The sequence below is a fragment of the Leclercia sp. UBA5958 genome (assembly GCF_002430365.1).
GTDB classification, from domain to species: domain Bacteria; phylum Pseudomonadota; class Gammaproteobacteria; order Enterobacterales; family Enterobacteriaceae; genus Enterobacter; species Enterobacter pneumoniae.
The window spans coordinates 111,863-131,285 of sequence record NZ_DJCE01000006.1; the positions used below are offsets into that span (position 1 = coordinate 111,863).

20 protein-coding genes, 1 tRNA gene and 1 pseudogene are annotated in these 19,423 nt (G+C 54.4%); 9 read left to right on the top strand and 13 right to left on the bottom strand.

Annotated features, from left to right (window positions below; all coding sequences use genetic code 11):
• Positions 1 to 87: 87 nt before the first annotated feature.
• Entirely contained in the window at positions 88 to 2,406 is a 2,319-nt protein-coding gene (gene yicI / locus B2Q93_RS08850) for an alpha-xylosidase (protein ID WP_286932584.1), read from the bottom strand.
• Between the two features lie 12 nt (positions 2,407 to 2,418).
• Positions 2,419 to 3,810 carry a glycoside-pentoside-hexuronide family transporter gene (locus tag B2Q93_RS08855; protein WP_046886314.1) on the bottom strand — a complete coding sequence of 464 codons (1,392 nt, stop codon included), beginning with the start codon at positions 3,808 to 3,810 and terminating at the stop codon, positions 2,419 to 2,421.
• Positions 3,811 to 4,101: 291 nt separating this feature from the next.
• Here B2Q93_RS08855 and B2Q93_RS08860 point away from each other — a divergent pair.
• The 3 genes from B2Q93_RS08860 to B2Q93_RS08870 all read left to right on the top strand — a co-directional run bounded on the left by B2Q93_RS08860 (position 4,102) and on the right by B2Q93_RS08870 (position 5,143).
• Positions 4,102 to 4,196 (top strand) — tRNA-Sec (locus tag B2Q93_RS08860).
• Between the two features lie 301 nt (positions 4,197 to 4,497).
• The gene (locus B2Q93_RS08865) at positions 4,498 to 4,860 is read left to right on the top strand and encodes a type II toxin-antitoxin system RelE/ParE family toxin (protein ID WP_207293795.1); all 363 of its coding nucleotides are present in this window, start codon (positions 4,498 to 4,500) and stop codon (positions 4,858 to 4,860) included.
• Positions 4,844 to 5,143, top strand: a complete 300-nt coding sequence (locus B2Q93_RS08870; protein ID WP_040077811.1) for a helix-turn-helix domain-containing protein — start codon at positions 4,844 to 4,846, stop codon at positions 5,141 to 5,143. The genes B2Q93_RS08865 and B2Q93_RS08870 overlap by 17 nt, the downstream gene beginning before the upstream one ends.
• Positions 5,144 to 5,157: 14 nt before the next feature.
• Here the strand turns inward: B2Q93_RS08870 and B2Q93_RS08875 are convergent, their stop codons facing one another.
• The 8 genes from B2Q93_RS08875 to B2Q93_RS08910 all read right to left on the bottom strand — a co-directional run bounded on the left by B2Q93_RS08875 (position 5,158) and on the right by B2Q93_RS08910 (position 12,598).
• Complete coding sequence (locus B2Q93_RS08875) at positions 5,158 to 5,598, bottom strand: GNAT family N-acetyltransferase (protein WP_286932588.1); 441 nt, start codon at positions 5,596 to 5,598, stop codon at positions 5,158 to 5,160.
• Between the two features lie 46 nt (positions 5,599 to 5,644).
• Complete coding sequence (locus tag B2Q93_RS08880; protein ID WP_286932589.1) at positions 5,645 to 5,908, bottom strand: YkgJ family cysteine cluster protein; 264 nt, start codon at positions 5,906 to 5,908, stop codon at positions 5,645 to 5,647.
• Entirely contained in the window at positions 5,905 to 7,554 is a 1,650-nt protein-coding gene (locus B2Q93_RS08885) for a GTPase (RefSeq protein ID WP_286932590.1), read from the bottom strand. Before B2Q93_RS08885 ends, B2Q93_RS08880 begins: the two co-directional genes overlap by 4 nt.
• A 1-nt stretch (position 7,555) precedes the next feature.
• On the bottom strand, positions 7,556 to 9,385 hold the full coding sequence (locus tag B2Q93_RS08890; protein WP_286932592.1) for a dynamin family protein: 1,830 nt from the start codon (positions 9,383 to 9,385) through the stop codon (positions 7,556 to 7,558).
• A 16-nt stretch (positions 9,386 to 9,401) separates the two neighbouring features.
• Positions 9,402 to 9,938, bottom strand: a complete 537-nt coding sequence (locus B2Q93_RS08895) for a hypothetical protein (protein WP_286932594.1) — start codon at positions 9,936 to 9,938, stop codon at positions 9,402 to 9,404.
• Between the two features lie 11 nt (positions 9,939 to 9,949).
• On the bottom strand, positions 9,950 to 10,783 hold the full coding sequence (locus B2Q93_RS08900) for a GTPase (protein ID WP_080346633.1): 834 nt from the start codon (positions 10,781 to 10,783) through the stop codon (positions 9,950 to 9,952).
• Positions 10,784 to 10,984: 201 nt separating this feature from the next.
• Positions 10,985 to 11,986, bottom strand: a complete 1,002-nt coding sequence (locus tag B2Q93_RS08905; protein WP_046886322.1) for a class I SAM-dependent methyltransferase — start codon at positions 11,984 to 11,986, stop codon at positions 10,985 to 10,987.
• Between the two features lie 87 nt (positions 11,987 to 12,073).
• Positions 12,074 to 12,598 carry a lipocalin family protein gene (locus B2Q93_RS08910; protein WP_040077803.1) on the bottom strand — a complete coding sequence of 175 codons (525 nt, stop codon included), beginning with the start codon at positions 12,596 to 12,598 and terminating at the stop codon, positions 12,074 to 12,076.
• Positions 12,599 to 12,709: 111 nt separating this feature from the next.
• Between B2Q93_RS08910 and B2Q93_RS08915 the strand changes: the two genes are divergently transcribed.
• From B2Q93_RS08915 to B2Q93_RS08935, 5 genes and pseudogenes are all read left to right on the top strand, one after another.
• Positions 12,710 to 13,435: a MerR family transcriptional regulator gene (locus B2Q93_RS08915; RefSeq protein ID WP_040077802.1), complete on the top strand. Its 726-nt coding sequence runs from the start codon at positions 12,710 to 12,712 to the stop codon at positions 13,433 to 13,435.
• An 86-nt stretch (positions 13,436 to 13,521) separates the two neighbouring features.
• Positions 13,522 to 13,932, top strand: coding sequence for a hydroxyisourate hydrolase (gene uraH / locus B2Q93_RS08920; RefSeq protein WP_040077801.1), 411 nt, complete (start codon positions 13,522 to 13,524; stop codon positions 13,930 to 13,932).
• A 126-nt stretch (positions 13,933 to 14,058) separates the two neighbouring features.
• On the top strand, positions 14,059 to 15,018 hold the full coding sequence (locus B2Q93_RS08925) for a YbgA family protein (RefSeq protein WP_286932596.1): 960 nt from the start codon (positions 14,059 to 14,061) through the stop codon (positions 15,016 to 15,018).
• A gap of 145 nt (positions 15,019 to 15,163) precedes the next feature.
• Positions 15,164 to 16,252, top strand: a complete 1,089-nt coding sequence (locus B2Q93_RS08930; RefSeq protein WP_286932598.1) for an AAA family ATPase — start codon at positions 15,164 to 15,166, stop codon at positions 16,250 to 16,252.
• Between the two features lie 248 nt (positions 16,253 to 16,500).
• Positions 16,501 to 17,220: pseudogene (locus B2Q93_RS08935) on the top strand (IS3 family transposase); the annotation flags it as partial.
• 79 nt (positions 17,221 to 17,299) lie between these two features.
• On the opposite strand, the gene B2Q93_RS08940 reads toward B2Q93_RS08935, so the two are convergent.
• Complete coding sequence (locus B2Q93_RS08940) at positions 17,300 to 17,791, bottom strand: hypothetical protein (protein ID WP_286932600.1); 492 nt, start codon at positions 17,789 to 17,791, stop codon at positions 17,300 to 17,302.
• 352 nt (positions 17,792 to 18,143) lie between these two features.
• Positions 18,144 to 18,392, bottom strand: a complete 249-nt coding sequence (locus tag B2Q93_RS08945) for a hypothetical protein (RefSeq protein WP_212478194.1) — start codon at positions 18,390 to 18,392, stop codon at positions 18,144 to 18,146.
• Between the two features lie 536 nt (positions 18,393 to 18,928).
• On the opposite strand from B2Q93_RS08945, the gene B2Q93_RS08950 reads away from it, so the two are divergent.
• Positions 18,929 to 19,114, top strand: coding sequence for a SymE family type I addiction module toxin (locus B2Q93_RS08950; protein WP_286807894.1), 186 nt, complete (start codon positions 18,929 to 18,931; stop codon positions 19,112 to 19,114).
• 55 nt (positions 19,115 to 19,169) lie between these two features.
• On the opposite strand, the gene B2Q93_RS08955 is transcribed toward B2Q93_RS08950, so the two are convergent.
• Positions 19,170 to 19,421 (bottom strand): MafI family immunity protein, encoded by a 252-nt coding sequence (locus B2Q93_RS08955; RefSeq protein ID WP_207292709.1) that lies wholly within the window; start codon positions 19,419 to 19,421, stop codon positions 19,170 to 19,172.
• Between the last annotated feature and the right edge of the window lie 2 nt (positions 19,422 to 19,423).

A 19,423-nucleotide genomic window follows, 5' to 3' on the forward strand; every position in this document is an offset into this window, starting at 1 on the left:
GAAAGGGAGAGCGGGCAATCCCCAGCCCACACATAACGGTCCCCTCTCCCTATGGGAGAGGGTTAGGGTGAGGGGAGGAAAACCGCATCAGAGCTGAATCACCACCTCACTCCCCTCCGGCTTCACCACCACGCCCCACTCGCTCCCCGCATGAGACGCCCCTTGCACGCCTCCAACCTGCTGCACATTGCGCAGGCACAGCGTCCAGCTGCGGGCATCGCCCTCGCCTTTCACCCTCACAGTGCCGCCGCTGCGCGTCGCCGTTAGCGTAAATACGACAGTGCCGTCTGCCGCAGGCACTTCGCTTACCGCCGTTGCGCCATCGCTCAGGTTAAACAGCTGGAAAGCCGTCCCCTCGTTCCAGGCGTAGTCCGGCTTCTGGTTGTTGTTGCCCAGCGCCAGCAGGGTATTGTCGCGCACATAGACCGGCAGGCTCTGGAAGTCGTGCTGCTGCTTATGCCAGCGGCTCCCCTGAAGTTCATCGTTATGCCACAGGTGCGTCCAGCGCCCTTCCGGCAGATAAAACTGTACGTCACCCGCTTCGGAGAAGACCGGTGCAACCATCACAGCCTCCCCCAGCATGTACTGACGGTCAAGATAATCACACGCCGGATCGTCCGGGAACTCCAGCATCATCGCGCGCAGCATCGGCGTGCCAAACTCGCGCGCCAGCGCCGCCTGACGATACAGGTACGGCATCATCTGGCATTTCAGCTGAGTAAAGTGGCGCACCACGTCGCAGGACTCGTCATCGTACGCCCACGGCACGCGGTAGGATTTGCTGCCGTGCAGCCGGCTATGGCTGGAGAACAGCCCGAACGCGCACCAACGTTTATAGACGTGGGCCGGAGCGGTGTTTTCGAACCCGCCGATATCGTGGCTCCAGAAACCAAACCCGGACAGGCCAATCGACAACCCGCCGCGCAGGCTTTCCGCCATGGATTCGTAATTGGCATAGCAGTCGCCGCCCCAGTGCACCGGAAACTGTTGGGCACCGACGGACGCCGAACGGGCGAACAGCACCGCTTCCTCTTCGCCCACCGTCTCTTTCAGTACGTTCCACACCAGTTCGTTGTAGATATAGGCGTAGTGGTTGTGCATCTTCTGCGGATCGGATCCGTCGAACCACTGCACGTCCGTCGGAATTCGCTCGCCAAAGTCTGTCTTGAAGCAATCTACGCCGATATCCACCAGCCCCTTGAGCTTGTCGGCATACCACCGGCAGGCTTCCGGGTTGGTAAAGTCGTAAATCGCCAGCCCCGGCTGCCATTTGTCCCACTGCCACAGGGAGCCGTCCGGGCGTTTCAGCAGATAGCCTTTCTCTTTCAGCTCCTTAAATACCGGCGACTTCTGGCCGATATAGGGGTTAATCCAGACGCAGACCTTCAGCCCTTTCTCCTTCAGGCGGCGGATCATCCCCTCCGGGTCGGGGAAGGTCACCGGGTCCCACTCAAAATCGCACCACTGGAAGGCTCTCATCCAGAAGCAGTCGAAGTGGAAAACATGCAGCGGCAGATCGCGCTCGGCCATGCCGTCGATAAAGCTGTTTACCGTCGCTTCGTCGTAGTTGGTGGTGAATGAGGTAGTCAGCCACAGGCCGAACGACCATGCCGGCGGCAGCGCCGGACGCCCGGTGAACTGCGTGTAGCGGTTTAGCACCTCTTTTGGCGTCGGGCCGTCGACCACGAAATACTCCAGATATTCGCCTTCGACGCTGAACTGCACCTTAGAAACTTTCTCTGAGCCGATCTCAAAGGAGACGTTTTCCGGATGGTTCACCAGCACGCCGTAGCCGCGGTTGGTGAGGTAAAACGGAATGTTTTTATACGATTGCTCGGTGCTGGTACCGCCGTCGCGGTTCCAGGTTTCCACCGTCTGGCCGTTGCGCACCAGGGCGGTGAAGCGCTCGCCCAGGCCGTAGACCGTTTCGCCCACGCCCAGGTCCAGACGCTCGAACATGTAGTTGTGATCGGTGTTACTGTCCTGCACGTAGCCGTTATTTTTCAGCTGGCTGCCGGTAATGCGCTGCCCGTTGCGCAGGAAATCCAGCGCCCAGAACTCGCCTTTGGTGACGCGCACGCTAACGCTGCCACTTTTCAGCTCGGCAAACGCCGCGTTGTTTTCAATCTCGACCTTCACGTCGTTGAGAACGTTAAGGGGATAGTGCGGGCCGTTATCCAGCGCCCCCTGGAAATGCTCGATGCGCACCCCGACAATCCCTTCCTGCGGGGCAAATAGACGAACCGTGAACATCAATGTGTCGAGCTGCCAGGTGCGTTCGCGCACGTCACGCGGCGCCACGTAGACCACCAGGTCGTTACCCTGCTGCTCCACATCAAACACCTGAACCGGATAAGTCACGTTCAGACCCGGTTGAATAAGCCAGTTTCCGTCACTGATTTTCATACTCTCGTCCTCTTAGTTCCGTAATTCTTTGCTGACCGGCAGGGTTTCAAACTCTTGCTGATTGCGGCGCGCGCCTTGTGCCAGCTCGCCCATGATTTTGGTCAGGAAGGGGGTTTTCAGCGTGTAATAGCGTTTGGCGATGATGGCGCTCAGCACGTAGCAGGCCGCCGGCACCAGGGTAAACAGGCCGATGATGATGCTGATGGTCGCGCTATTCTGGGTTTTGGCCGCCGCGTCGTAACCGCCGCCTGCCAGCATCCAGCCGATGAGTGCCCCGCCCAGCGCCAGGCCCAGTTTCAGTACGAACAGCGTGCCCGCAAAGCTGATGCCGGTCAGGCGTTTGCCGTTAGTCCATTCGCCGTAGTCGACGGTATCGGACATCATCACCCACTGGATTGGCGTTACCAGCTGGTGCAGCACACCAATGACGAAGATAAAAGCGAACATCAGGACGGTGGCCTGCATCGGCACGAAGAACATCGCCACGCTCACCACTGCCAGTGCGGCGTTGGTCCACCAGAAGATACTGACTTTGCATTTCCAGTCAGTGAGCGGTTTCGCCAGCGCGGAGCCAATCAGGTTGCCGACGCAGTAGGTGGTGAGGAAGGCGACGAACACCTCCGGCGACCCCATAATCCAGGTGCAGTAGTACATCATCGCGCCGCCGCGCACGCAGACGGCAAGAATGTTGAGGATGGTGAGCACACCTACGACGCGCCACTGGTCGTTTTGCCAGATGTCACGCAGATCTTCGCGCATGGAGGTGGTGCTCGGCGGCACCTGAATGCGCTCTTTGGTGGTAAAGAAACAGAACGCCAGCATCAGGAAGGCCACCACCGACAGCACGGCGATCCCGCCCTGGAAGCCGAACGCTTTATCGTCGCCGCCAATCAGGTTCACCAGCGGCATCATCAGTACCGTGGAGAGCATGCCGCCCGCCGTCGCCAGCACGAAACGCCAGGATTGCAGGGAGATACGCTGCGTCGGGTCGTTGGTGATCACCCCGCCCAGCGCGCAGTACGGGATGTTAACAACCGTATAGAGCAGGGTCAGCAGGGTGTAGGTGACGGCGGCGTAGATCATTTTGCCGTTGAGGCTGAGATCCGGCGTGGTGTAGGCCAGCACGCAGACCAGGCCAAACGGAATAGCCCCGAACAGGATCCACGGCCGGAACTTGCCCCAGCGGCTGCGGGTGCGGTCAGCAATCAATCCCATGCAGGGGTCAGAAATCGCATCCAGCGCGCGTGCCAGCAGGAACATGGTGCCGACAAACCCGGCGGGGATGCCGAAGATATCGGTATAAAAAAACATCATGTAAAGCATGACGTTATCAAAAATAATATGGCTGGCGGCGTCACCCATGCCGTAACCAATTTTCTCTTTTACAGACAGTACTTCGCTCATCTTTTTTTATCCTTCACGCTGTAGGGGGCGCTGAGACCGGTTACAGAGGTTGTAAACCATTGGCGATGAAGCGGGTATTCTGTTTTCTGGTTAGCAGATTACGATTCTTCTTTTTTGTGATCGCGGTAAAATTCGATGAGCACAAAATGCTAAGCTGAGGAATTCGTTGAGATTTACCTGAAATGGATCAATGCAGGCCCTGTCAGGGGTGAAAATAAGTGTGTCAGGGTATGTGGTTAATGTCTGAAAGTAGCTATAATGCGCCCCGCCTCCATGTAGCAATCGAGGCGCGGAAGATCGTCATCTCCGGTGAGGTGGCTGGACTTCAAATCCAGTTGGGGACGCCAGCGTTCCCGGGCAGGTTCGACTCCTGTGATCTTCCGCCAAAATGCTTGATAAACACTTGTTTATGAAGATAATTTTTAGTGCTCCGCCTCTTTACTACTTTCCCTGATTAAAAGCACCTCTGCCTTTCCGATCGTTCCCTCATTCAGCCAAAGCTAAAGCTCGCCAAATGATAAATTCTTGAAGCGTGCTCGCACGGTCATAAAGACGCAATCTGCTTCCATTGCGCTCTTTGCCATACTCGCTTCACCAGAAAAATGGCTGCCAACGGCATTCATTACAATTATAAACTACAGCTTATATTGACTGGTATATAAGCTACAGCTTATCATGGACGAAAGCATGTGGACGATTCTGTTGGGAGCGCATTTCGAACAATGGCTGAATGCGCAAGATGAAGGGCTACAGGAAAAAGTCCTGGCTGCTTTGCTTAACTTGCAAGTTTACGGGCCGCGTCTTCCCCGGCCCTATGCCGACACGGTTAAGGGATCACAGCATAAAAATATGAAGGAGCTGCGAATTCAGTATGCTGGCCGTCCGGTGCGCGCGCTTTTTGCTTTCGATCCACTACGCCGGGCCATCGTGCTGTGCGCAGGGGATAAAAGTAATGACAAAAGATTCTATGACAACCTTATTCGCATTGCAGATGAAGCCTTTTCTCTTCACATAACTGTCCTGGAGACGTTAAATGAAAACCCTAAATGAAGCGATTGCATCTCGTTCGCCTGAAAGCCAACAGCGTATTCAACAGACAGCTGATGAAATGATCCTCGAAACCGGTTTGCAACTGGTGAGGGAGGAACTCAATTTGTCACAGAAGCAGCTTGCTGAATTAATGGGTATCAGTCAGCCTGCCATTACGCAACTGGAGCAACGAGGTAACGAACTCAAAATCGCAACGCTCAAACGCTATATCGAAGCGATGGGTGGAAAACTGAGTATCGACGTTGAACTACCGACCGGAAAACGTATTGCCTTTCATATTTGAGAAGAACGGTTAAATCAGGGAGCAGCCAGCCGCATATTCAGCAGCGGAAACGGGTTCCCCTGCCCGTCCAGGGCCGAGCGCCCCACCTGCACGAACCCCATGTGTTGATAAAACGCCACCCCTTGCGGGTTTTGCTCGTTCACATCCACTTCGTTGACGCCGAAATGGTTAACTGCACAGGTCAGTAACAGTTTGCCGACGCCTTTCCCCCGGCTCGCAGCATCCACAAACAGCATTTCGATGCGGTTCTCGTCCACGCCTAAAAAGCCGTGAATACTGCCCTGCTCATCGCGGGCAATGATCACCTGTAAATTCGGCAGATACACATTGAGCAGGAGCGGGCGTAACGTCGCAATGTCGCTTTCCTGCAAGAAATGGTGCGTGGCACGAACGGAGGATTCCCAGATCGCGGCCAGACGCTCGAAGTGTGAGGGCAGTGCGGTTTCGATTTTCATCCGCTAACGATGCGTGTCAGCCGCCATAAAATCAACCTCCTGCCCCTTACAATCTCTCGCAAATCGCCACGTTCAGCCGGACAAAGTCCTCCCAGGCAATGACCTCGCTCAGCCTGGCGCGGTAGTAGTCCTCTACGCGACAGACCAGCGGCCGGGTGGCGTAGATGGCGCACAGGTGGGTTGTTTCATCGAAATGGCCGCACACCCCGTCGCCGCGATCGAGAAACGCGGTTTCGGGGCTGGCGTTGACCCTGCGGCAGCACTTGCCGCAGGCATTGCAGGGGAAAGGCGTTAACGCGTCGTCACTCATGCCTGCGTACATAACGACGAAGCGAGGCGCTGTACTTCTATGATGCGATCGCTCAGCTCACGATCCTGCTGGCTGGCGATATCCCGCGCGGCTTTCACTTTGTCCAGTAACTCTGCGAACCAGGGCTCCAGCGACTCATCCACCAGCCGTAACGCACCGGATTCAAACTGTGCGGCCGTCGTGAAGGCAAAATCGTCGATCTCTTGCTGATAACGCTCCCATTCGCGGCGTTGTTGCTCGCTTTGTTCACGCGCCTGTTTGGTTTCGCGATCTTCTGCGAAGATATCCCACAGCGAACTGAACACAGTAATGGCTGGCCCTACGTACGGCAGCCATTTGCCCACCACCAGCGTACCCCACTTCTCCATGGTTTTTGGGCCGATGCCCTTCATCAGAGACGGTAGCCACTCTTTCACCACTTTCAGGCCGCTGACCACGTGTTCCGGTTTTGCCATCGAACCCAGCGTATTGACCGCGTGGTTCATCATCTCGGCGTTAATGCCCCCGGACTCTGGCGATACCCCCTGCTCCTGAGTTGCCTGCGCACCCGGCATGTGCGGAATCGACTGTGAGGCACCCTGTTCTGCCTGTCGGGCGATCGCCGCTTGCAGGCTGTCGACATCGTCGGCAAAACGCTGCACCAGATAGGTCATCTCACGGTTTTGCGCCGCTTCCACCTCACCGCTGGCCTGCCGGAACAGCGCCTCGATGTTTGCCTGCGCGTGTTCAGGATCCTGGCGCAATGCCGCCTTGCTGCCCCGGTACATGACCTCACGCTGGTTCTTCACCTCATCGATCACCGCGTTACGGCAAAGCTGCTGCTGCGCAACGATATTTTTCAAAAGGGTATCGAAACTGCGCACGGTGTCACTGGTGGTCTGCTGCTCTAACGTGTGCAGCAACTTGTCGAGGAAGCCGTTCAGCGTCGCGCCCAGTCGACGGTAGATATGCTGGCTATCAATGCTGGCGATAAAGGTGGTCAGCGCCTCTTCGAAGATCGGGAACTCACTGGCGCGCAGTAGCCCCGGCACATTGTTCAGCTTCGCCTGCAGCGCCATCTCCGCATTGACGCGCAGGATAGGGATATCCTGCAGCACATCCTGCAGACCCTGCGCTTCCGCCAGGCTTTGCAGACGAATACGAATGTCGTTTTTGAGGCGGGTTAAGGTCTCGACGTCCATGCGATCTTTATCGTTGAGCACCAGGAACAGCTTTTTGCGGGCCTGTAAAATCTCGACCAGCACCTTGAGTGTCTTCTCCTCTTCGGCGGCACCGGACGGGTTTACCACAAAAATCACCGCATCCGCTTTCAGCATCTGTTCCCGGGTGACCGCTTCATGATCCAGCGGCGCATCCACGCCCGGGGTGTCCAGAATGGTGCTGTTATTCCAGCAGTAGGAGTCAACAGAGGCGGTTAACGGAACATCGCCGGTCGCTGCCACGCATTCGCCAACCAGAGCGTTGATGAGCGTGCTTTTGCCGGCGTTATACACGCCGTAGACCATAATGCTGGCATCCGGCTGGTTGCGCTTGTCTTCAAACTGTTTCTGCACAGGCGCAAATTCTGCCGCCAGCGCAGGATACTGGCTTGCCAGTTTCGCCGTCAGGTCGTAAGTTTCAAAAAGTTCTGCCGCTGACATCGCCATGTTACGCGTTCCCCTCACTCGTTAATTGCTGCTCTGCTTGCTGCTTCAGTCTGCCAATCGCACGCTTAAACTGTTCCACTTCATAATTTAGCCGGCTACAGTCCTCCTCCATCTCGTTGAGTAAGGTGCTTAAGAGCGTACCAACCTGAGTGGTGATCTCGTTTTCAATACCGTCCAGGTAAAGGCTCAGGATCCGGTTACGGACTTCGCTGAGGTTATCTCCCACCACCATTTCAATGGTGCGGGTGGTTTGTTGGGCGCTGTCTCCGGTCATCGATCCCAGCCCGGCCCCGAGAGTGGCGCCTATGGCCGCGCCCGCAGGCCCCAGCAGCATCCCAATGCCGCCGCCGATCAATGCCCCCAGCCCACCGTTACGGCTACGCGTGCTTTTGGTGTAGCCTTCAGGGATCTGCTCGGTCACTTTTTCTACCGAGAAGGCAGGCAGCGTGAGCGAGGAGGAGGTCCAGGTGGTGACAACCGCTGATTTAAAGGCCTTCATCGCCTTGTTCAGGATCGCCTCCAGCGCATCCCCGGTGAGGGCCGCCATCCGGCTGTCCCATCTTTTTTGCGCGGCTAGCAGGGCGCTATTCAGCCCGGCTTCGTCGTTGCGGCTGGCGGCCAGCTCGTTAAAACTGGCCTGAATGGTTTGACGTAATTCAGACTGGGCAAGGCGTACGGCCGGGGTAATCTGTTTTTTTACATCCTGGTCGACCGTCGCAATCATCGTAGCCAGGGATGCCGTCAACGCCTGATATTTCTCCATTTCCGCCAGGCAGCCGGAGAGGAAGTTTTTGAAATTCGTCATCGGCACCGCACGCTTCATGCGGACGCCCTCTTCCTGCGAGATTTGCTTCAGGCGGGTAAATAGCTGCCCCATGCCGCTGTCGGCGATGGCCGCCGGATCATTCCCGTGCAGTTCGGCATAGCGGGCGGAAAGGGACAGTACTTGCACACGCCCGGTATCAACGCCCTCTGCCTCCAGCTCGCGCTTTACGAAATCCTGCTGCATCTGGCGATCCTGCGCTGATTTCATCACGCAGATATCGACAGGCACCTCGTTGACCTCATCCCAGCCATGCTGCTTTTTATCGCTGCCCGTCAGCAGCAACATGATCTCCTTCTCTTTCCCCAGCAGTTGACGGATCTCGTTTAAATCGCTGGCGCGTCCCGGCGCATCCGATTTCATGGTGTAGAGGATCAGGTCAGCATGGTCGGCGTGCGCTTTCGCCAGTTCGCCGTTTTGCGAACGCACCGAGTGCAGGCCAGGGGAGTCCACCCAAGTCAGCCCCGGCAGACGGAAGCTCTGAATCGAGCTGGTCGCCTCGGTGGCATCCACGCGAAATTTGCCCTGCAGCGCCGCTTCGTTATGCGCATCACCGTTCTCTGCGTCCGTATTGACGTGGGAGTCATACTTCAGCGTGGTATTCCCGGCCTGCTGGGCCGGAGTCGGGTTGGTATGGCCCCAGGCCATATAATTGCCCAGCGAGCTTTTACCCGACTTCACCTTGCCGTAGACATAGACCAGCAGTGAATCTTCAAAGTTTTTCCGGAAACTCAGCCCCTTGTTCTGATTATCCAGCTTTGCTTTCCAGCCGCTGTCGATCTCTTTCAGGCCGTTGATAAACCCCGCCAGCGACTGGCTTAACGGGCTGGTCTCAGGTAATTTCTCCTGCGCGTCGGCCAGCAGCCCGGCAAGGTTAGAATGAAACTGGCTGTAGTGAGCCGCAAAGGCTTTATCCAGCTCTTTAGCCTGCTCTAATGAAGAGGCGAACTGCATCTCCAGCGTTTCGAAAGAGGTTAGAAGATCCTCGCGAAGCATCTCGTTACTCATCTTTATTCCTGTCTGCTTAGCCGCGCAAATGCTGGCGAATACGTTCAAATTGTTCGCGATAAACTTGCAGCGTCTCCAGCTGGACCTGGCAATCTATCAGGGTATCAACCACGTCATAAAAGTCTTCGGTCATGGTCAGTTCCACGTCGTAGCAGGATTCCAGCGCATTCAGGTTCTGGCGCGTTTTGGCGTCCAGGAAGGTTAGCTCATGGCTTTCGGTGAAATGTTCTGCCACCACGCGCTGATACTGCTTACCCGTTGCCAGTACGTTGGCTTTAAAGGGCGATGTGCTCTGGTAGTGCACCTCAACCCAGCCGGAGAGCGCCTGCTTTAAGTCTTCAGCGCGCAGCGTGCCGACGTTTTGAAGCGAGGCCTTAATGGTTTCGCGCTCCTCTTTTTGCTCGCGTTCGCGGCGCTCACGTTCTGCTCGTTCCCGGCGTTTGCGCTCTTCGTCGTCGCCATTGCCATTCGAGCTGTCATCATCGCTGGAGGAAGAGGCGATTAATGCGCCCACGCCCAGTACCGCTGCACCAATTAACCAGGGTAATGCCATTTTCGCGCTCCTTAGACAGCCGGGAATTTTTTGAGGGTGTTTTTCATCCAGCCGCGGAAATCGGTCATGATCGTATTGAAGGGCTGGAAACCGCTGTTGATTTGCTGATGGATTTGCGCCTGCTTCTCCTGCAGCGCGTGCTCGGCCTGCATAAACTCGGCGAGGATCTCTTCAATCGCCACCCGCTGGCGCTCGCGTTTTACGGCGTAGGCGTCAGTGTTCAGCGCATCCAGATGCTGAGCGAGATCGAAAAGGTGGCTGGCGCGGATCAGGCCGTCTTGTTTCTGCGTCACCCCGGCCTGAAAACGGGAGCCAGACAGGGCATAGCAGCGCGGCGTAAAACCGAGATCGTCGCGGCACTGTTCCAGCATGCGTTTTTCAATCGCCGCAATGCTTTCGGCGCTTTCTACGTCCGCTTTGCTGAGTACAAGGATGATGTTTTGCTCGGCATACTGGCCAAACGAGTCTTTTAACTGGCGCAAAAAATCGATCTCAATCTTCTCCAGCTCACCCTGGGGCTGGTGGACAAATAGCACGATGTCGGCCTTTGCCGCCCCCTGCAGGGCAATCAGATCGTCGGCGTTGTTGGCATCCAGGCCTGGGGTGTCCAGAAAGATAAAATCTTCGGTCTCACACTCTTTGAGTTCCGCCGTTTCACGAATGTCGTTAGTGCGAAAACATTCCGTCTGAATATGGTTCGTTAACATATTCAACAGGAAGCTTTTACCGGCATTCATTAATCCCCAGGCGGCGACAACCGGTTTTCCGGGGGCGAGTTGCTGTTCCAGCAAGGCATCCGCCTTGTGTAATAACGAGGCGTGTGGAGAGGTACTGACATCAGCCATGATAAATATCTCGCTACGTTAATGAGTTATTTTTGAGGACGTTGCGTATTAAGAGTTATTAACGGCATACCATCCGAAAACTGCAGTAACCCTGCGAATTTTGGTGGTAACGATAGCGAGAAGAGTAAGACAGGCCGCTGACAGTCCATGTCAGTGCAAAGGGAATTTTAGGCAACGAAACAGCGATTATCTGCGCGCGGCTCAGGGCACCCGCACCTCCATCACCGCATAGACCCCATCTTCAGGCACGACCACGGTGACATTTTCTACCGGCACGCCGGCAGCGAGATGGATCTCCTGCAGCTCGTCTAAGGAACGTGGGAAGAGGTGCTGCCAGCCAATGCAGCGCAGGGCAAAGTCGATCTGTGGGCTGGTGTCCAGCATGTTTGACAGGATCACCGCTCCGCCGGGCTTCACCAGCCGCAGAGCGCGTTTTAGGAAGGTCACGGCATCGTCATGGTTAAAGTATTCGAAGATGCCCAAAGCATCCACCAGCTCGGCCTGCTGCTCACCCAGCTCCAGCACCAGATCGTCGTTACGGATCAGGTGATACACCAGATTCCGGCGCAGCAGGGTGATCTGCTCGCCCACGACCAGCCCCTGCTGAGCCGCCATGGTCTCGGCCCAGCGCAGGGCGACGGGGTCGTCATCAACCAGCGAAAGATGCACCTTCTGTCCATCAAGCTTCGCGGCACACAGCGCCTCCAGCACCGGGATGGCCGCGCCGCTGGCCAGGCTCACCCAGTCGCTCTCGATATCGTTATGGATGTATTTGTCTACCAGCGTCGCCAGCACCTGGGCGCGGGAACGCACGCCAATGGCATCGTTGGCGTGGATAAACCACTGGCGGCTGGCGCTGTCCATCACCGTCCCTTCCGGCAGTTTATCCTCCAGAGGGTTTTGCACCGCAAACAACGCCAGCGCCGAGGGCACCAACCGCACGCGCCAGGCCGCCAGCGCCGGGCGATGACGGAATGCCTCTTGCGACCAGGCATGTTGGGCGATCAGCGTTAACTCACCGCGGTCTCCCTGCTCAATCAGCGGCGGCTGCAGGGAGGGGTCGGCCTTCAGCGCCCGATCGATGGCGTTAATTTCCCGGGTCGTTTCGTCTTTCATCGGCCATTTATCACTGACATCAGGAAACGAGGCGCTGTAAATGGTCATGTTTGCAGGTGCTTTACCGCGATAGGCTTGCCAGGTCATGTCGTTGTCTCCCGTTTGGCCGATAACGGAAGTGTATTCATGCCTGGCAGCATTACCCTACGAAGAAAGCACGAATTCCCGCCAGGGTTAGTGTTTCACCCAGACCAACTGATCGACGCGGAAGCCGAGGCTACGGGCGATGCGCACGTAATCGTCTTTCACCTTATCCGGGATGGTTGGCGTACGCGCCAGGATCCACAGGTAATCACGGTTCGGGCCGCTTACCAGCGCATATTTATACTCATCATCCAGGGCAATCACGTTATACCCGCCGTAGAAAGGCCCAAAGAACGACACCTTCAGGGCGGCGGTGGTCGGCGCACCGGTAAAGTACGCTTTGCCTTCGCTTTCGTTCCATTTTTGTTTACGTGGATCGTAACCCCGGTTCAGCACGCTAATACCGCCGTCGCTGCGCTGGCCGTAGGTGGCAGTCACCTGCTCCAGTCCGCGTTCGAAGCGGTTTTCCAGGCGGGCGATTTCATACCATTTGCCGAGATAGCGCGAGGCATCAAAATGGGTAATGGGCTGCACCCCTTTCGGCGGGGTAGGCGTTTTGCACGCTACCAGCGTCAGCGCGATCGCCACACCGGTCACAACTGGCCATAATTTCATGTGAGCTCCTTTCGTTTGCGTGATGTAAGTGTAGTGCAGAGGTCGACTGCTTCATTCCGGATGCAAATATTCGTAGTATATTGAGATTATTCTTTCTCACCGGACAGGCGCATGGCTTACTCCATTGGCGAATTCGCCAAACTTTGTGGCATTACAGCCACCACGCTGCGCGCGTGGCAGCGCCGCTACGGTTTGCTTAAACCGCTGCGTACCGATGGCGGCCACCGTCAGTACAGCGAAGAGGATGTTCAGCAAGCGCTTAAAATACTCGACTGGGTAAAAAAAGGGGTGCCGATTGGCCAGGTTAAACCCCTGCTCGAGCGCCCTACCGCGCGGCGTACCAACAACTGGCAGACGCTCCAGGAGAACATGCTGCAGCGTCTGAAAGAGGGCAAAATCGACGCCCTGCGCCAGCTGGTGTACAACGCCGGCCGGGAATACCCCAGACCAGAGCTGGTCACCGAAGTATTGCGTCCGCTGCGCAGCCAGGTCTCGGCGCGCGTGCCGGCGATGATGACCCTGCGTGAGATCCTCGACGGCATTATCATTGCCTACACCTCGTTCTGCCTTGAAGGGGATAAAAAAGCCCCTGGCGATAACTATTTAATCACCGGCTGGCACCTGAGCGATCCCTGTGAAATTTGGCTCGAAGCCTTAAAACGCACCGGGCAGGGTCACCGTATCGATGTGCTGCCCATCCCGCCAGCCGCCCTGGCACCCGAGATATTCCCGGAGCGCAAATGGCTGCTGATCGCCAGCGGCAAACTGAGCGCCGCCCGAAAAAAACAGATAGAGCAGTGGCAGCAGGCGGTCGCGCTTGAGGTGGTCATCCTCTAGCGTCAGTTATCACGAAAAGTTGAATATTTTCTTTTCGCCAGAGTGCTAACGTTTTCCTGTTACTTATCAAAACACAGGAATTCATGATGAAAAAAAGTGCCGCACTGCTGATGTTGTCCTCCCTCGCTTTCGCCCCTGCCGCCTTTAGCGCCCCGGTCGGTACGCTTAGCGTGCATATTCTTAATCAGCAGACAGGTGTCCCCTCGTCTGACGTGACCGTTACCCTGGAAAAAGAGCAGCAGGGTAACTGGGCTCAGCTTGCCAGCGGTAAAACGGACCAGGATGGCCGCATCAAATCACTCTATCCGCAGGACAAGGAGATGGAGCCGGGCGTTTATCGCGTCGTCTTCAAAACGGGCGACTATTTCAAAAGCCAGAAGGCCGACAGCTTCTTCCCTGAGATCCCGGTGCTCTTCACCGTTACCCGCACCAACGAAAAACTGCACATCCCACTGCTGCTTAGCCAGTATGGCTATTCAACCTACAAAGGCAGCTGATCGCTTACAAAAAAGTGGTTTCGTAACCTTCTGATATCGCAAGTTATAACAAAATAATTCTGCGAATACTTGGACAAATTATTCATGGTGTGTAAGTTTTAAGAAAGGCTTAGGAGGTAGCACACCATGAATACGAAACCCGTACTCGGAATTAGCGGATGTTTAACCGGGTCCGCCGTGCGCTTCGACGGCGGTCATAAACGCATGGGCTTTGTGATGAACGAGCTGGCCCAGTGGGTAAGCTTTAAACCGGTTTGCCCTGAAATGGCGATTGGCCTGCCGGTACCGCGCCCGGCGCTGAGGCTGGTCCAGACCACCGACGGTGAAACGCGTATGCGTTTTAGCAAGGACAGCACCGAAGACGTATCAGAGAAAATGGCGAGCTTTGCCGCCAGCTACCTGCCGGGCATCAGCGACTTTGCCGGGTTTATCGTCTGCGCCAAATCCCCAAGCTGCGGCATGGAACGCGTACGGTTATACGATGAGCAAGGCAACCGGGGGGCGAAAGCTGGCACCGGGCTGTTCACCGCCGCCCTGATGGATAAGTATCCATGGCTGCCCGTCGAGGAAGACGGTCGCCTGCACGATCCCGTACTGCGCGAGAACTTTGTCGAGCGGGTCTTTGCCCTGCATGAACTGAATACCCTGCGCGCAAACGGCCTGAGCCGCCGCGCCCTGCTGGATTTTCACAGCCGCTATAAACTGCAGCTGTTGTCCCACCATCAGGCGGGATATCGCGCTATCGGGCCTTTTGTCGCCTCGCTGTATGAGTGGGACGACCTGAACGCCTTTTTCGAGGTTTACCGGGATAAGCTGATGGCGATCCTGAAGCAACCCGCCTCGCGCAAGAATCACACTAACGTGCTGATGCACGTGCAGGGCTATTTCCGTAATCAGCTTAACGCCCGCCAGCGCGACGAGTTACGCGAAGTGATCCTTAACTACCGCGCCGGTCTGTTACCGATCCTCGCCCCGCTGACGCTGTTGAAACATTATCTTGCGGAACACCCACACAGTTATCTGCTGACGCAAAACTACTTTGATCCCTACCCTAATCATTTAGGTTTACGTCTTGCTACTGGCTAAATATCAATGAAGCGAAGGCCCCGTTGACCCGCAGAGGCCCATACTGTACCCCTTTAGACGACACCCTCACTGTCGTCTTTTTTTTGCATTTTGCGCAAGAATACTGGCAATATATACAGGCCTTTTCGCCGCTTCGGGAATGCCCATGATCAAGACGCTGCATATCGAAAACTACCGCTCCATCCGCCGCCTGTCGCTGGATCTGGAGCAGCTTAATATCGTTTTCGGGCCAAACGGCACCGGTAAATCAAACATCTATAAAGCTATCCATCTGATGCACAGCGCGGCGCAGGGGCAATTTTCTCAGGCGCTGGCGAACGAGGGCGGGATTTTAAAGGTGTTCTGGGCCGGCAAGACGCGTAGCGACCAGCTGCGGCGGATGAATCTGGCGGTAGAGACCGAAACGTACGAATACGAGCTGCAGGTGGGGTTTGTTGAGAGACTGCCGTATCCGTCGCAGTTTCAGCTGGATCCGGTGATAAAAGAGGAGACTATCTGGTTGAGCCAGCAGCACCGCCGCCCCTCGTCGCGGCTGATGCAGCGTAAAAACCAGACTGTGTTCCTGAACAACGTGCATCACGAAAAAGTGACCCACAGCGGCACGCTGTATGAGAACGAGTCGGTGTTTGGTCAACTGGGGGAGCCGCATCTGTACCCTGAGGTATCGCAGATGCGTGAATCGCTACGCAACTGGCGTTTTTATCATGAGTTTTCGGTGGCTTCTGGCTCGGCGATGCGCGCCCCGCAGGTGGGGTTCCGCTCCCCGGTGCTGGCGAGCGACGGCGCAAACCTGGCGGCGGCCTTTCAGACCATTGTGGAGATTGGCGACGAGCTGCTACTGATGCGAATTCTCGATCAGGCCTTCCCCGGCTGCGTGTTTTACAGCGACAACCGCGACGGCCGTTTCCGGATGATGATGCAGCGCGAGGGGCTAAGTCGCCCGCTGGAGCCTGCTGAGTTTTCTGATGGTACGCTACGCTTTCTCTGCCTGGCGGTGGCGCTGCTCAGCCCGCGTCCGCCAGCGTTTATCGCCCTCAACGAACCGGAAAATAGCCTGCACCCGCAGATGCTGCCTGCGCTGGCAAGCCTGATCGCCGAAGCCAGCCGCTATTCGCAGATCTGGCTGACCAGCCACTCGCCAGAGCTGGCGACCTTAATTAAGAAGCACCGTTCGTTTTCGCTGTACCAGCTGTCGATGGCGGAGGGCGAGACGCGGATGGAGAGGCTGGGTTAGGAACCTTATTCTCAATAGCGAAATAGCTGCCTTCTGGTCCGTTACTCAGGCGGTTTTTTACGCCTCTTCCGCTCATCGAGGAGGGCGAATAACCACGATCTGAAGGCTGCCGCGGTTGCTGCAATCGCGCTTACGACAGCCACCTGCTTAATATCTGCCCGTTAAATCACAACCTCATGGTGGATAATGAATTTAATGACAATCAGGGCCAGAGAGAAAAATATCAGGCAGCAGATAAACAAGTAGACAAACAGTTCTGGCTTGAGTCTGGCTGCGTCTATGGTTATGGCAAGATCCATCTGGTTCTGCGTAATACCGGGCAACAGTGCGGAGTGAACCGGGTCTGGCGGCTGATGAAGCGTGCCGGAATAAAAGCTCAGGTTGGGTACTGTAGCCCACGGGCATGTAAAGGCGCAGCCAGCATCGTGTCGCCCAACAGGCTCCAGCGACAGTTCAATCCGGATGCTCCGGATGAGCGTTGGGTAACGGACATAACCTACATAAGGGATAACGAAGGCTGGCGGTATCTGGCCGTGGTTGTTGACCTGTTCTCACGTAAGGTTATCGGCTGGTCAATGCAATCCCGCATGACAAAAGAGATTGTCCTGAACGCATTACTTATGGCGGTATGGAAGCATAATTCTCAAAAACAGGTATTGGTTCACTCTGTTCTGGGCTGTCAGTACACGAGCCATGAGTGGCAGTCGTTCCTGAAATCACATGATCTGGAGGGCAGCATAAGTTGTCGCGGTAACTGCGACGACAATGCGGTTGCGGAAAGCTTTTTCCTGCTACTGAAACGCGAACGGATTAAGAAAAAGATCTACGAAACAAGGGACGAAGCCAGAAGCGATATTTTTGATTACATCGAAATGATTTATAACAGTAAGCGTCGGCATGGTTCGAGCGAGCAGATGCCACCGGCTGAATATAAAAACCTATATTACCAACGGCTCAGAAGTGTCTAAATTATCCGTGGCGATTCAGGCCCTCTCCCACATCATTGCTATCTCACTCGCGAGGTAGTGGAGATGGTTAACATTCAAACTATCGTTCTTTTCTTATAATCGATTGGTAATTTCCAAATACAGGGAAATTTTCATAATTCCCGGAAACATCCACTTTTGTTTCACTTTCATCCAAAAGATGTGGGTTAAAACGTTCTTCTCTGATAACGGTATGACCATCTTCTTTAAAAAGATAAGTCGTACCATTAGAAAAATTCATAAAACTAGCGCCTTCACCTTCGCTCCCGGCAAACTCTCGGTGAACTGCCATTGAAAGAAAAAGTCGCTCATTATCCAGAACTTTAAAGCTATAAAGAAGATATTCTCTTAGTTCTTCATCTAAAAAACCGACACTAATCCAGCCAGCATTTTTTGTGACCTGAATAACATGTGATGGTTTTACATCAGAACCGATAAGTGCAGTATATGGCATCCCGCGAGAATGCTTTTTTTTGGCTTCATTCTCGCTCAGAGGATTCATTGATTCTTTATAACCAAAGGACCATTTTTTACAAAAAAAAACCTTGTCCATTATTTGTAAACCTTCCCATTAGTATCTCGGATAATGACATCAGCTTGCTTAGCCGCATTAATAACTGATTGTGGAATTGGTTTCATCTGAGGTGGAACCTCCAGGAGGTTACTCCCTTCCATCTGGCTTCCAGCCAACTTATCACTGGAAGGAACATTTGCGATTGTAGCGCCGGCACCATCATATCAGCCACGTACAGCAGAACCTACCATACAACGCCCGGAAGCGTCTGTATGTGACTGATAGTTTGTGGGTATCAGGGCAGCGCCCTGACGAGATTGTTTTGTCTGCTGGCAAAGGGATTCAGGGCAAAAAATCCCGCCAGCTATGGGCGGGAACAATTACCATACAACTATATCAAGCCAAGTGATTCAGGAAGCTCTTTTATATAGATTGCATGATCTCCTTGATATTCTTTTGATATCAAGTCAAAAGCATTTGCTACTTTCATTTTATCATCAAGACTTAAAAGTTGTAGTTCAGCCGCAATACTTTCCATCATTCCTACTGCAATATCAGGATCTAAAGACTCTTCATCAGAGAACTCAAGAAAAATAGCCATGTCAGCTATTATCTTCACCAAGCGAGCATCACTATTCATGGACAATTTTCACCTCTATATTTTTGATACCTAATTCATCAAACATTTTTTGAGCTCGATTAGCCTGAGCTTAATTTGGGACTTCCCAACGTCCAGTTATTCCATTACTTTTCAAGGCCTCAGACTGCCTTATCGCCTGAATTTTAGCTTTTGGTGTTGTTACAACTGATATTTTTCTGACAATCACAACATTACCATCAACACCATCAAATCGAACTGGTCTGTTTTTTCCAGCGTCATCAATTCGATCGATCGTTGGAGCCTGTCCTTTTTAGGTGTCAATATTTGAACGAGCACCAGAAGCAGAATCATTATAGTCTCCAGCTCTTGAACTCATTCCGGCATAGTTTTCCTGCTTATAGCGTTCGTTTTCGGTTTTACGTGCTCTTCGGCTTTTTGCTCCTACGTCTTACCTTCAGACTGTGCCTGCGCAATATCACTGAGCGCATTATTCTCAACAACAACTAGTCAGAGGTCGTCATTATGGCTAGACGCGATTCTACGTCACAGAGAACCTTTCCAAAGCGCAGCGGCGGATGAAGATCGGTTATGTCAGCATCCGGCATTTTTATCACCACAACCTCCTGGCCACCTGGTATTCCCGCAGCCCCAGCCTGCGCCTGAACGGTAACTGGCTGGCAGATGCGGGATTCAGCACCGACAGGGCGGTTACGGTCAGCGTGGAACCGGGACGACTGGTGATCGAGCCGGTTAAGGGCTGATGGTTAAGAAGAAGATCCCGGCCTGAGGCCGGGATTAGTCATAGCTATCAGGATGTTATTTCTCTGGATTGATATATGTATATCTACTATTTATTTCTAGTCCAAGATCATTAGCTATTTTAAGCACTTGTGTGTATTCATCTTTGCTAATCACAACATCATGATCAGCGATGTGATCACATAGCGTTTCGAATGCTAATACGTTCTCTGAGAACCCAATATAATCTAGGGCAAAGTCAACTAGCGAAGGATCCAACCGATCCTTTAACCTTTCACCTAATGATCTAATTTTGTCATTAATATCCATCG